Here is a 14,214-nt window from a genome sequence, read left to right as displayed (position 1 = left end):
ACCTCAGATTGTATATTAATTTCAATCTGAGGCATTTTTATTGGTTTATAAAAAGACGAAAGTAATTAATTAAATTGTTAACTTAGTGCTAATAATTTTGTTAAATCCGCTTGTTTCATTTAAAATTTTTATAACTTCCTCACTTGCTTGTTGATCAATAGAAAGAATCATTAAAGCATCTCCACCAGCATCGTTACGTCCTAAAGTCATTGACGCAATATTGATTCCGTGACTTCCCAATAGGTTTCCTGTTTGGCCTACTATACCAGGTTTGTCTTTATGGCATGTCACTAATTGATATTGGTTAGGCTTAAAATCAAGTGAGTAATCATTAATACGTACTATTCTTGGCCCAAAACCTGCGAATACCGTTGCGCCAATTTTAATTTTATCTTGATCATTAACTAGTTCTAGCTCAATGTAACTACTAAAGCCAGAATGTTTCTTTTGTTTTTCTATATTATAGGTGACACCCTGTTGGTTAAGTATTGCTAATGCATTAATAATATTGACTTCATTACCTAAATCTTCTTTCAAGATGTTCGTTATAATTGTTCTTGTAATTAAACTAGTGTCATTTTGAGCTACGTCACCAGCATATTTAACTTTAATTTCACTTGGAGCACCATCGAGGAGCTGAATAGCTAACTCACCAATAGTTGTACTTAAACCTATAAAGCTTTGCGTTGTTTCATCAACTTTACTTAAATCCATTTTTGGAGCATTCACGGCATGCTCCACATTCCCTTTAGTTAGAATTTCAATTATTTCTTCAGATACAGAGACTGCAACCTTCTCTTGGGCTTCTACAGTTGAGGCGCCAAGATGCGGTGTGACGATAATTTTATCATGTTGAATGAGGGGAGAATCAGTAGGAGGTTCATGTTCAAATACGTCAATAGCTGCACGATCTATTAAGTTATTATCCAATGCTTCAATAAGTGCAGTTTCATCTATAATCCCTCCTCTGGCAACATTTATGATTTGTAAATTTTGTTTAGCTTTATTAAAGAAAGATGATCCAACAATTCCTCGAGTTTTAGGTGTTAATGGCGTGTGAACTGTTACAAAGTCAGATTTTTCGGCAATTTCATCAACAGTTGCAATTTGAATATCTAATGACTTCGCTTTATCTTCTGTCAAATAAGGATCGAAAGCTAAAATTTTCATACCGAAACTCTGAGCACGTTTAGCGACACCCAAACCAATCCTACCAGCACCGATAATACCTAACGTTTTGCCATAAAGTTCAACACCTCTAAATGCTTTACGGTTCCATTCTTTGTTACGTAAAGATTGGTGTGCTTGAGGAATATTTCGTGCCATTGCTAGCAACATGGCTACTGAATGTTCTGTAGCAGAAATTGTATTACCATCGGGAGCATTAATTACTAGAATACCTTTTAAAGTCGCTGCTTCTATATTAATATTATCCACGCCTACACCAGCTCTTGCAATGACTTTCAAATTTGTTGCAGCGTTAATAATTCGCTCTGTTACTTGGGTTTGACTTCGTACGATAAGAGCTTCATATGTTGAAATCATATTTACTAAATCATTCTCAGATAAATCTGTTTGTACATCTACTTCAAATTCTGGATGTTTTAAAATACTTTGTAAACCATCCTCAGAAATTGGGTCTGATACTAATATTTTATGACTCATGTCCAATAACCTCCATAAATTGAGTTATCCCTTTTCCAATATAATTGACATTTCTATTAGAAGTTAAAATAATTTCCAATGCAGACACGACTGCTAAAATATCAAAAGGAGATATTTTTCCCATGTGACCAATTCTCAAAATTTGTCCTTTTAAGTGACCTTGTCCTCCAGCAATAGTTATATTGAATTGAGATTTAAGTTGATTTTTAATGATATTAAGTTCTTCTTGATTTTTTGGAACAAATGAGGTTACAGTAGGTGAGGCATGAGCATCATCTTTTACTAATAATTCTAATTCAAGTGCTTTTAGTGCCGTTCTTAAGGCATCCCGTATTTTAAAATGGCGTGAAATAACGTGATTTAATCCTTCTTTTTTTACAAGTTCTACATAAGCATTTATTCCTCTAAATAGACCAACATTAGGTGTGAAGGGCGTTGAATTTTGCTCTTGTGATTTGATGTATTTATTTAAATCTAAATAGAATCTTGGTGTTTCTACATCAGCAAATCGTTTTTTAGCTCTATCACTATAAGCAACAAATGCTAGACCTGGTGGTAGCATGATAGCTTTTTGACTTCCCGAAACTAATACATCGATTTTATCTTTTGTTAAATCAACATCCACTGCACCGATACAACTTACACCATCAACAATAAAATATAAGGAATTATCAAAAGCTTTAAGTGCATGACCTAATTGGTGAACTGGATGTATGACACCAGTAGACGTTTCACAAAATTGAGTGAATACTGCAGTGACTGGTACATTTAATTGCTTTAAATAATTAATAAAGTCATCAACTACTACAGCTTCCCCCCAGTTAACATCATATACATGTACATGATTATAATAAGTTTGTGCGATTTGTTTAAAGCGATTTCCGAATGCACCAGAAACAATTATCACAATATGATCCTCAGGATTTGCGATGTTAAGCATACTTGCTTCTAATACGCTAGTGCCACTAGATGTAAGAATAAGTACTTCGTTTTTGCTACCAAATACTGGCTTTAAACCTTTAAATGCTTCACTAGCAATTTCCTCAAAGTCAGTAGAACGATGACCTACCATTGGTAATTGTACGGCACTCAAGATTTGTTCCGGTACAGGAGTTGGTCCAGGTGTTAATAATAAAGGTTGGTAATACTGCATTGTACATTCCTCCCACAATAAGATTTATTTATTTTAGCAAAAATTCTGAATATTTAAAACCCTTATTAAATTAGGCTCAATTGAAATAATGACATTATTCCGTATTGCATTAGATATCATGCAATTTTTATCTGCAATCACTAATAATTTATCTAAAATACTTTTAAGCTTTTCTGTTTGAGAAGAGGGCACTTCAATTGAGGGATAATGTGTAATACGTTCCATTTTAAATTTTTTATTTTCAAATGAGGCTGTACCTATTGACTGTTGATTAATTTTTACATTAGTAAAACCACTCTTTTCTAGTGTTGCAGCGAGTGAAATAATGTAACAAGATGATGCTGCACTTACTAGTAATTCATCTGGATTTGTGCCTTTTCCTTTGCCACCGAGTGAAGAGGGGATGGATATATTTTCATTGATAATATCTCCTCGAAGTTTACCTACTTCTTCACGTCCACCTAGCCACTCAGTTTTAACTTTAAAATCATGTCTAACCATATGAATTGACCTCCAATTTAATTATGGTAATTTAAGTTTAGGGCAAATTAAATAAGTTTAAAAGAAAGGTGACTTTGATGAAAATTCGACGTCCAAATCAACATTTCCAAATCGTAGCGCATAGAGGATTACCTGAAGATTATCCTGAAAATACTTTAATCGCTTATCGACATGCGCTCATGTTACATATAGATATGTTGGAAATTGATGTACATTACACAAAAGATAAAGAACTTGTTGTTATACATGATGATACTATCGATCGTACGTCAAATGGTAAAGGTAAGGTTTCTGATTTTACTTTAAAAGAATTAAAAGCATTAGATTTTGGTTTCTATAAAGGAGAGAAATTTAAAGGGGAGAGTATACCGACTTTTGATGAAGTGTTAGATTTAGCAGATAACTTTTCGCAAAAATTATTAATAGAAATAAAAAAGCCTAGTCAGTATCCAAATATTGAAAATATGATCGTTGATAAATTGAAGGAAAGACAAATATCTAAATCTAAAGTGATTTTACAATCATTCGATTTTGATTGTGTAAAAAAATTGTCGGCAATGAATTTAGATTATGAATTAGGTTTATTAATTAGTAAGAAAAAATATTGGCACAAGTTACCGAATTTCAAAAAAATTGCCAAAGTTGCTGATTATGCAAATCCAAATTATCAAATTGTTTCGCAAAAATTTATGCAACTTGCTCATGATGAAGAGTTAAAAGTATTACCTTATACTGTAAATAAATTAAAAGAATCACAAAAATTAGTAGATATTGGTGTTGACGGTATTATTTCCGATGTACCTGAAGATTTATTCGAGCTATAAGTATGAGAGAAAATGTAAGTATAGAACGCGAAGTTCAATACGTACAATCAAAACTTGCTTCAAAAAATAATAAATAAGAGTGTATTTTCAATTAAGTTGAGTATTGATCATTGTTAATAAAAACTGGAATATTGATTAATATCCCAGTTTTTATTAAACAAAATGCATCATACAATTAAATACTTGAAAACTAAAACAAGATAGAAATTTTTACATAAAATAAAACACCCAAATCCAAAATTGGAATTGGGTGTAAAAAGTAGAAATCGATTATCTTGAGTAGTACTCAACGATTAATTGTTCATTGATTTCAGCTGGTAACTCGCTACGTTCAGGGAATCGAACGAAAGTACCTTTTAAGTTGTCAGCATCAAAGTCTAAATATTCTGGTACGAAATTGTTAATTTCAACAGATTCTTTAATAATATCTAAGTTTTGTGATTTTTCACGAACTGTAATCACTTGACCAGGTTTTAATGAGTAAGATGGGATATCTACGCGTCCACCATCTACTTCAATGTGACCGTGGTTTACTAATTGACGTGCTTGACGACGTGTACGAGCTAAACCTAATGAATAAACAACTGCATCTAAACGACTAGCAAGTAATATCATGAAGTTTTCACCGTGTACACCATATTGCTTACCAGCAATATCAAATGTGTTACGGAATTGTCTTTCAGTCATTCCATATAAGTAACGTAATTTTTGTTTTTCACGTAATTGTAAACCATATTCTGATAATTTTTTACGTTGGTTAGGACCATGTTGTCCTGGTGCGTATGGTCGTTTTTCTAATTCTTTACCAGTACCGCTTAATGAGATACCTAAACGACGAGATTTTTTCCAGTTTGAACCTCTGAATCGAGCCATGTGAGACTCCTCCTTTTTCTTTTTTGTTGTTATGAAAAAACAAAAAAGAGTGTTACATGCTTATCGAGATATATTGTTTTATGTGTCTTCACCTTATAGCGACAGTTACGCGACACGTCCACATTGGGAACAACATAGAGCTAGATAATATATAACTGCTATTTTCGTTAATTCACACAAAGCCTATTTTATCATTTTAAAAGAAAGTGTCAAGATTATTTTAAATTTGATTGAGTTGTTTTTCTAAAGTTTTTACAATAGATTCAAGTCCTTCTTGATCATCTTGTGAAAATCTATTTTTTATAGGAGCGTCAATATCTAATACTCCGATAATCTGGCCGTTTTGATGTAATGGAATAACAATTTCTGATTGACTATTTGCGTCACAAGCTATATGACCAGGGAATTGATGGACGTCTTTAACACGTTGTATTTCACCAGATGAAACGGCAGTGCCGCAAACCCCTTTGCCGATAGCAATATGTACACAAGCAGGATGGCCTTGAAATGGTCCAAGAATAAGCTCCTTATTTTCAATAAGGTAAAAACCTATCCAATTAATATGATCAATTGTATCGTTAAGAAGAGCAGAAGTATTGCTTAATATTGCAATTAAATTCTTTTCATCTTCGATTAAACTAGCAAGTTGTTTTGATATCAGTTTATAATTTGTTGGAATATTCATTGTCATCGTCATACCTCGTTACTACAATTTTTAATTTAGTATAAGCTTTTAAAAATAATCTATCAATTAATTGATTTTGTGATTTAACGACGCACAAAATTACGTTATAATGTAAGATGATAAAATAGGAGGAGAAGTATATGGTGTTATTTATCATATTAGCAATATTAGTAGTTATTTTAATTGCTATTGGCGTATTGTTTTATATGCGCTCAAACAAAAGAAATTTAATTGAAAAAACAGAAGAGCGTAAGAACGAAATTGAACAATTACCTTTAGATGATAACCTAAGAAAACTTACTGGTTTAAATTTAAAAGGTGAAACAAAGACTAAGTATGATGCAATGAAAAAAGACAACACAGAAACTACAAATAAATACTTAGCTCCAGTAGAAGAAAAAATTCAAAATGCTGAAGAGTTTTTAGAGAAATTTAAATTCACAGCAGCACAAACTGAAATTGATGATGCTCACGAATTAATGGATCAATACGAAGAGAATTATCAGCATCAAGTAACTCAAGTGGACGACATTATAAACTTACATAAAGAAAATGAAGCATTGTATGAAAAGTGTAAAGTTGACTATCGTGAAATGAAACGTGATGTATTAGCAAATCGTCATCAATTTGGTGAAGCAGCTGAACCACTTGAAAATGAAATCGAAAATTATGAGCCTAAGTTAAATGAATATGAGAGTTTAAAAAGTGAAGGTAACTATGTTCAAGCCCATAATCACATTGCTGCTTTAGAGGATCAAATTAAAAATTTAAAATTTTATATGGATGAAATTCCAGAATTAATTCGAGAAACTCAAAAAGAATTACCAGGACAGTTTCAAGATTTAAAATATGGATGCAGAGACTTAAAGGTTGAAGGCTATGATTTAGATCATGTAAAAGTTGATGGTACAATACAAAGTCTTAAGACAGAATTAAGTTTTGTTGAACCAATGATTAGTCGATTAGAATTAGATGAAGCTAATAATAAACTTGAAAATATTAATGATAAATTAGATGAAATGTATGATCTTATTGAATATGAAGTAAAAGCCAAAAATGAAGTTGAAGAAACGAAAGATATCATTACTGATGACTTATTTAAGGCCAAAGATATGAACTATACATTACAAACCGAAATTGAATATGTTCGTGAAAATTACTATATTAATGAATCAGATGCTCAAAGTGTAAGACAATTTGAAAATGAAATTCAAAGTCTCATCTCAGTTTATGATGATATTTTAAAAGAAACTTCTAAATCTGCGGTACGTTATAGTGAAGTACAAGATAATTTACAGTACCTTGAAGATCATGTATCTGTGATTAACAAAGAACAAGATAAACTTCAAAATCATCTCATTCAATTACGCGAAGATGAAGCTGAAGCAGAAGATAATTTATTAAGAGTACAATCTAAGAAAGAAGAAGTATACCGACGTTTATTAGCTTCTAATTTAACTAGCGTTCCAGAACGTTTCATTATCATGAAAAATGAAATTGATAATGAAGTAAGAGAAGTAAATGATCAATTTAGCGAACGTCCAATTCATGTTAAACAACTAAAGGATAAAGTAGCAAAAATTGTTATTCAAATGAATACATTTGAAGATGAAGCTAACGATGTACTTGTAAATGCTGTATACGCAGAAAAGCTTATCCAATATGGTAATAGATATCGTAAGGACCATCATCATGTTGATAAAAGCTTAAATGAAGCAGAACGATTATTTAAAAATAACCGATATAAACGTGCGATAGAGATAGCCGAAGAAGCATTAGAAAGTGTTGAACCTGGTATTACCAAACATATTGAAGAGCAAGTGATTAAAGAATAGTAATTTGTGTATAAATATTATACAAGTGTGAGTTAAATCTACATGAGATTTACTATCTTATTTTAATCATAATTGATAAAGTCAAAGATTAGTATAAGTGTAAATTTCTGCAGTCATCGACTCTCCATGCATCGGAATTACCTGAGACAATAATGAATGTCTCAGGTTTTTTAGTGTTCTATTAGTAGTGAATTAAAATTCATGGTCACACTCTTTTAATTTTGTGAGAAAATAGTATAATGCTTGAGTATCTTAATTTGTAAATTTATAGTGAAGCAATTCATTTTTTAAAACAAGATTTAATTAAAATTTGAAAGAGAAGTGTTATCAGTGATTTATTTAGACAATGCAGCCACTACCAAAGCTGATCAAGATGTTGTTGATTCATTCGTAAAAGTGAACCAAACATTATACTTCAATCCAAATAGTCCTCATCATGCAGGGGTTCAAGCCGAACAATTATTATTGAAAGCAAAAAGTGAAATCAATCGTATATTAAGCTTAAATAATCAGTTTGATATCATTTTCACAAGTGGCGCAACTGAATCGAATAATATACTGCTAAAAGGTATTGCGTATATGAAAAAAGAAACTGCTAATGAGATTATCACATCAGTCTTAGAACATCCCTCAGTTTTGGAAGTAATGAGGTATTTGGAAAGGGAAAAAGGTTTTAAATTAAAATATGTTGATGTGACAAAAGAAGGTAAGTTGGACACAGAACACTTAAAATTATTAATGACAGATAAAGTAGGACTTGTGACATGTATGTATGTCAATAATATTATGGGACAAATTCAACCTATTGAAGAAATAGCAAATATTGTAAAAAATTACCCACGTGCACACTTTCATGTTGATGCAGTCCAGGCTTTAGGTAAGGTACCTATGCAGATCAATCATGTTGATAGTTTAAGCTTAAGCGGTCACAAGTTTAATGGACTCAAAGGTCAAGGTCTATTACTTTTAAAAAATATTCAAAACATAGAACCTATTGTCCATGGTGGTGGACAAGAATATGGTTTACGAAGTGGTACAGTTAATTTACCAATGGCTATTTCTATGGTTAGAGCTATAAAGAATGCTGTTGATCAAACAAAAGAGCTTAATTTACGTTTAAGCAATTATAAAAATAAATTACTTTCATTTTTAGCAGAATACAAAAATGTATTTATCAACTCTCCTCAAAATGCATCACCCCACATTATAAATATAGGATTTCCAGGTGTTAAGGGTGAGGTACTTGTTAATGCTTTTTCCAAACAAAACGTAATGGTTTCAACTACAAGTGCTTGTTCTTCTAAGATGAATAAATTAAATGAGGTTTTACTTGCTATGGAAATTACAGAGTCAAAAATAGAAGGTAGTATAAGAATTTCTTTAGGGGCACATACGACTGAAAACGATATATTAAGTTTTATGAATGCATTTGAAACTGTATATAAGGAAATTAAGGAGCTGTTAAAGTAATGCAATTTGATCATTTATTAGTTAGATATGGAGAACTTACGCTTAAAGGTACGAATAGAAAAATGTTTGTTAATCAACTTAAAGACAATGTGAAACGCGCACTTATTCCATTGCGTGGTTATCATGTCAAAGGAAAGAGGGATAGAATGTACATAGAATTATCCCCTGAAGCAGACATAAATGAGATCATTCACCGCTTATCTAAAGTTTATGGTATAAAGTCAATCAGTCCAGTCATAAAAATTGATAAAAATGAAGAGAAAATAAATCAATCAGCGATACAGTTATCTCAAGACTTTGTAAAAGGTTCAACTTTTAAGGTAGATGTAAAACGAGTTGATAAGTCATTTCGATTGGATACGTATGAATTGCAACGTCAAGTAGGTGGAGCAATACTAAAAGAAAATAATAATATAACAGTGAATGTTAAAAATCCTGACTATGAAATTAAAATAGAAGTAAGAATGGATGCTATTTATATTTATGAAAAAGTAATCGCTGGTGCAGGTGGACTGCCAGTCGGTACAGGAGATAAGACATTACTTATGTTAAGTGGTGGTATTGATTCTCCTGTAGCAGGAATAGAAGTAATGAAACGTGGCGTAACTGTTGAAGCAATACATTTTCATAGTCCACCATTTACGAGTGAAAAAGCTAAAGATAAAGTTATCGAATTAACAAGAATTTTAGCGGAACGTGTTGGTCCTATTAAGCTGCATCTCGTACCATTTACAGAAATACAAAAGCAAATTAATAAAGTTGTACATCCTCGTTATACAATGACTTCTACAAGAAGAATGATGATGCGTATATCTGATAAAGTTGTACATCAAATAAATGCTAATGCCATCGTAAATGGAGAGAATCTTGGTCAAGTAGCAAGTCAGACACTAAAGAGTATGTACGCTATTAATCATGTCACAGCTACACCTGTTTTAAGACCTCTATTAACGTTAGATAAAGAAGACATTATTAAGAAAGCAAAAGAACTCGGTACATTTGAAACATCTATTCAACCTTATGAAGATTGTTGTACAATATTTACTCCGAAAAATCCTGTAACTGAACCGGATTTTGACAAAGTAGTAAAATATGAAAGTGTATTTAATTTTGATGAAATGATAGAAAATGCAGTTGAAAATATTGAAACATTAACAATAGATCAAAATTATAAGAGTGCGAAAGAACAATCTACAGATTCATTGATTAAAGATTTATTCTAAAATTCGTAATGTAATAAAAACAAAGGGGTTAGGCTTAGTATGGATTGGAATTTATCGATTATGTTGATGATTGTTGCCTTTGGTTTTATCGCTTCATTCGTCGACTCTGTAGTTGGTGGGGGTGGACTAATTTCAACCCCTGCATTACTTGCAGTTGGCTTGCCACCATCTGTTGCTTTAGGTACAAATAAATTTGCGAGTTCTTTTAGTACATTAACAAGTGCATTAAAATTTTTACGTTCAGGTAAAGTTGACTTGAAAATAGTAGGAAAGATGTTTCCATTAATATTTGTTGCTTCCGGTGGTGGTGCTATCATTGCGACATACATACCAGCAAATATTTTAAAACCACTAATCATTATAGCACTGTCATTAGTTCTTATTTATACCATCATACAAAAAGATTGGGGAAATGTAAGAACATTTACCGATTTTACTTTTACAAAAGCAGTATTATTTACATTAATATTTATTGTTATTGGATTTTATGATGGTTTTTTAGGTGGTGGTACGGGCTCCTTTATGCTATTTACACTTTTATTATTTGGCTTTGACTTTTTAAGCGCAGCTGGTAATGCAAAGGTTTTAAATTTTGCATCTAATTGTGGTGCGTTATTATTTTTCATGATTTTAGGTCAGGTCAATTATTTTTATGGTATTATTATGGCTTTTAGCATGATGATAGGTGCTTTGTTAGGTGCTCAATTTGCCTTGAAAAAAGGGGTAAGGTATGTAAAAGCTTTATTTATAGTAGTTACTGCAATATTAATTATAAAAAATCTCTACGATTTTATTGTGCAGTAAATAATTGTTAGATTAAGAGGTTCAAATGAAATTGTAGACAAACTTTAAATGAGTGTGTATTGCTTATCTTGTCGAGTTAATGTTTGCAAATTTGTTTGGCCTCTTTTATTACTATATTACAAACAACGATTTTTTTGGAAAGGTTTTCATTTTTTAATAGATAATGGCTAAAAAAATTGAAAATCATACGTTCTTTGTCGTATCATTATAATTAACTAAGTTGATAGGAGGTCGTTACGATGACTCAAATTACATTTAAAAATAATCCCATTAAATTATCAGGTTCTGAGGTTAATGAAGGTGATATCGCACCAAATTTCACAGTTCTTGATAATAGTTTGAATCAAATTACTTTAGATGATTATAAAAACAAGAAGAAATTAATTAGTGTTATACCATCTATTGATACAGGAGTATGTGATAGTCAAACTCGAAAGTTTAATGAAGAAGCTTCAGCTGAAGATGGCGTAGTTTTAACGATATCAGTAGATTTACCTTTCGCCCAAAAAAGATGGTGTGCATCAAGCGGATTAGAAAATGTAATTACTTTAAGTGACCATAAAGATTTATCTTTTGGTCGAAATTATGGACTTGTAATGGATGAATTACGCTTACTTGCACGTTCGGTATTTGTGTTAAACGAAAACAATAAAGTAGTATATAAGGAAATTGTCAGTGAAGGTACGAATTACCCTGATTTTGAAGCCGCATTAAAAGCATATAGAAATATTTAGTCATATTGAACTATTGACAGTAAAAAGTTTTAGTGTCCATACTTGTTCGAGTAGTAAATTAATTATTTAGAGTTAATTCATACTATCAATCACGGATGGACACTTTTTTAAATAGAAAGGGATATTTTATGTCTGAAGAAAACACTATAATGGAACGTCTATTTCATACATTAGACGATAAAGCTAAAGCCTTAAACAAAGAAAATGGACAAAGTTTTATCGAAAATTTAGGGCTAGCTATGGAAGATATATATACAAACCAAAGAGAACTTTTAGAGCAAGCAACGCTTCAAGATAGAAGGAAAGCTTTTCAATTTGCATATTTAAGTTTATTACAAGAAGAAAATATTCAAGCTAATCATCAGATTACGCCTGATTCTATTGGACTCATTCTCGGTTTTCTTGTTCAACGCTTTTTAGAACATAAAGAGGAAATGCACATTGTAGATATTGCAAGTGGGGCAGGTCATCTAAGTGCAGCAGTGAAAGAAGTACTTTCTGATAAAACAATTATGCACCATCTGATAGAGGTCGATCCAGTGCTATCACGTGTAAGTGTGCATTTGGCCAATTTTTTAGAGATACCATTTGACGTTTATCCTCAAGATGCGATTATGCCATTACCATTGGAAGAGGCAGATGTCGTGATTGGAGATTTCCCAATAGGATACTATCCTTTAGATGAACGTAGTAGAGAAATGAAGTTAGGCTTCGAAGAGGGACACAGTTATTCCCATCATCTGTTAATCGAACAATCTATTAATGCGCTAAAAGGGGCAGGTTATGCATTTTTAGTTGTTCCTAGTCATCTCTTTGAAGATGATAAAGTGAAACAGTTGGAAAATTTCATTGCTACAGAGACTGAGATGCAAGCATTTTTAAATTTACCTAAAACTTTATTTAAAAATGAAAAAGCACGTAAATCTATATTGATTTTACAAAAGAAAAAATCAGGAGAAACTCGACCAGTTGAAGTCTTATTAGCAAATATCCCTGATTTTAAAAATCCTCAACAATTTCAAGGTTTCATTTCTGAATTGAATCAGTGGATAGTCACAAATCATACAAAAAAATAGTCTGTAACAATATAGTATTCAAACTGTGTTAATGATAAAATGATTATGTGAAAAATATAACTAAACAAATGATGGAGGACAATGTCTTATGTCAAAATTAATTTTGGCGGTAAATGCTGGTAGCTCATCTTTAAAGTTCCAGCTAATTAAGATGCCTGAAGAAAAACTAGTAACTAAAGGTGTGATAGAACGTATTGGTTTAAGCGATTCTATCTTCACCATTCATGTTAATGGCGAGAAGCTTACTGATATCAGAGATATCCATAATCATGAAGAAGCCGTTAATATAATGTTAGATAGTTTTAAAGAACATGAAATGATTAAAGACATCACTGATATTCAAGGAACAGGTCATCGTGTTGTGCACGGTGGCGAAACTTTCCCTAAATCAGTTGTTGTTACTGATGATGTAGAATCTCAAATTGAAGAATTAAGTGAATTAGCACCTTTACACAATCCAGCTAATTTAATGGGTATTAGAGCTTTTAGAAAGTTATTACCAGAAATCCCACATGTTGCGGTGTTTGATACTTCTTTCCACCAAACTATGCCTGAACAAGCTTATTTATATAGCTTGCCATACCATTACTATGAAGACTATGGTATACGTAAGTATGGTTTCCACGGCACAAGTCATAAATATGTATCTCGTAGAGCTGCTCAAATTGTTGGTAGACCAATTGAAGATTTAAGAATTATTTCTTGTCACATCGGTAACGGTGCATCTATTGCAGCTATAGACGGTGGAGAATCTATTGATACATCTATGGGATTCACACCACTTGCTGGTGTAACAATGGGGACTCGTTCGGGGAATCTTGATCCAGCTTTAATACCATTCATTATGGAAAAAACGGGTAAAACAGCTGATGAAGTATTAGAAATACTTAATAAAGAATCAGGATTATTAGGTCTTACTGGGACATCAAGTGATTTGCGTGATTTAACTGAAGAAGCAAAACATGGACGTCAACGTTCACGTGTTGCATTAGATTTATTTGCTTCAAAAATTCACAAATATATTGGTTCTTATGCAGCTAGAATGCATGGTGTAGATGTTATTGTATTTACTGCAGGAATAGGTGAAAACTCACATATTATTCGTGGTAAAGTTTTAGAAGGACTTGAGTTTATGGGTGTTTATTGGGATCCTAAGAAGAATGAAAGTTTACATGGTGAAGAAGGTTATATTAATTATCCACATTCACCTGTAAAAGTACTTGTTGTACCTACTGATGAAGAAGTAATGATATCTCGTGACGTGATTAAATATGGTCAACTTAATGATAATACACCCAAAAAAGAAGAATTTAATACCAACGAAAGTATCGAAGTGAATTAATTTTAAAAATAGGATTAATGAATTCAAAT

General features: G+C 31.8%; 13 protein-coding genes. 8 read left to right on the top strand and 5 right to left on the bottom strand.

The window, feature by feature from the left end:
• Positions 1–69 precede the first annotated feature (69 nt).
• Genes serA through ACVBFA_RS03560 form a run of 3 tightly spaced genes read right to left on the bottom strand, consistent with a single transcriptional unit; the run spans position 70 to position 3,319 of the window.
• The gene (gene serA / locus ACVBFA_RS03570; RefSeq protein ID WP_002474988.1) at positions 70–1,665 is read right to left on the bottom strand and encodes a phosphoglycerate dehydrogenase; all 1,596 of its coding nucleotides are present in this window, start codon (positions 1,663–1,665) and stop codon (positions 70–72) included.
• Positions 1,655–2,818: a pyridoxal-phosphate-dependent aminotransferase family protein gene (locus tag ACVBFA_RS03565; RefSeq protein WP_002446683.1), complete on the bottom strand. Its 1,164-nt coding sequence runs from the start codon at positions 2,816–2,818 to the stop codon at positions 1,655–1,657. The genes serA and ACVBFA_RS03565 overlap by 11 nt, the downstream gene beginning before the upstream one ends.
• A 33-nt stretch (positions 2,819–2,851) precedes the next feature.
• The gene (locus ACVBFA_RS03560) at positions 2,852–3,319 is read right to left on the bottom strand and encodes an SACOL1771 family peroxiredoxin (protein ID WP_145375085.1); all 468 of its coding nucleotides are present in this window, start codon (positions 3,317–3,319) and stop codon (positions 2,852–2,854) included.
• Between the two features lie 77 nt (positions 3,320–3,396).
• Here ACVBFA_RS03560 and ACVBFA_RS03555 point away from each other — a divergent pair, with 77 nt between their 5' ends.
• On the top strand, positions 3,397–4,143 hold the full coding sequence (locus ACVBFA_RS03555) for a glycerophosphodiester phosphodiesterase (RefSeq protein WP_002486749.1): 747 nt from the start codon (positions 3,397–3,399) through the stop codon (positions 4,141–4,143).
• A 270-nt stretch (positions 4,144–4,413) separates the two neighbouring features.
• Here the strand turns inward: ACVBFA_RS03555 and rpsD are convergent, their stop codons facing one another.
• Together rpsD and ACVBFA_RS03545 are read right to left on the bottom strand one after the other, a co-directional pair.
• Positions 4,414–5,016 carry a 30S ribosomal protein S4 gene (gene rpsD / locus ACVBFA_RS03550; protein ID WP_001830798.1) on the bottom strand — a complete coding sequence of 201 codons (603 nt, stop codon included), beginning with the start codon at positions 5,014–5,016 and terminating at the stop codon, positions 4,414–4,416.
• Between the two features lie 220 nt (positions 5,017–5,236).
• The gene (locus tag ACVBFA_RS03545) at positions 5,237–5,707 is read right to left on the bottom strand and encodes a GAF domain-containing protein (protein WP_126122366.1); all 471 of its coding nucleotides are present in this window, start codon (positions 5,705–5,707) and stop codon (positions 5,237–5,239) included.
• Positions 5,708–5,841: 134 nt separating this feature from the next.
• Here ACVBFA_RS03545 and ezrA point away from each other — a divergent pair, with 134 nt between their 5' ends.
• The 7 genes from ezrA (at position 5,842) to ACVBFA_RS03510 (ending at position 14,185) form a co-directional block, all read left to right on the top strand.
• The gene (ezrA, locus tag ACVBFA_RS03540) at positions 5,842–7,536 is read left to right on the top strand and encodes a septation ring formation regulator EzrA (protein ID WP_002486736.1); all 1,695 of its coding nucleotides are present in this window, start codon (positions 5,842–5,844) and stop codon (positions 7,534–7,536) included.
• A gap of 330 nt (positions 7,537–7,866) precedes the next feature.
• The gene (locus ACVBFA_RS03535) at positions 7,867–9,006 is read left to right on the top strand and encodes a cysteine desulfurase family protein (protein WP_002486750.1); all 1,140 of its coding nucleotides are present in this window, start codon (positions 7,867–7,869) and stop codon (positions 9,004–9,006) included.
• Positions 9,006–10,229 carry a tRNA uracil 4-sulfurtransferase ThiI gene (gene thiI, locus ACVBFA_RS03530; RefSeq protein WP_126122367.1) on the top strand — a complete coding sequence of 408 codons (1,224 nt, stop codon included), beginning with the start codon at positions 9,006–9,008 and terminating at the stop codon, positions 10,227–10,229. The genes ACVBFA_RS03535 and thiI overlap by 1 nt, the downstream gene beginning before the upstream one ends.
• A gap of 39 nt (positions 10,230–10,268) precedes the next feature.
• A complete protein-coding gene (locus ACVBFA_RS03525; protein ID WP_002491768.1) occupies positions 10,269–11,033 on the top strand; it encodes a sulfite exporter TauE/SafE family protein in 765 nt (254 codons plus the stop codon).
• 239 nt (positions 11,034–11,272) lie between these two features.
• Positions 11,273–11,767, top strand: coding sequence for a thiol peroxidase (gene tpx / locus ACVBFA_RS03520; RefSeq protein WP_002446674.1), 495 nt, complete (start codon positions 11,273–11,275; stop codon positions 11,765–11,767).
• Positions 11,768–11,895: 128 nt separating this feature from the next.
• Entirely contained in the window at positions 11,896–12,843 is a 948-nt protein-coding gene (locus tag ACVBFA_RS03515) for a class I SAM-dependent methyltransferase (RefSeq protein WP_002457822.1), read from the top strand.
• Between the two features lie 88 nt (positions 12,844–12,931).
• Entirely contained in the window at positions 12,932–14,185 is a 1,254-nt protein-coding gene (locus ACVBFA_RS03510; RefSeq protein WP_002486737.1) for an acetate kinase, read from the top strand.
• Positions 14,186–14,214 lie beyond the last annotated feature (29 nt).

Source organism: Staphylococcus sp. MSU001 (assembly GCF_052976705.1).
This window is presented reverse-complemented; position numbering and strand designations above follow the sequence as displayed.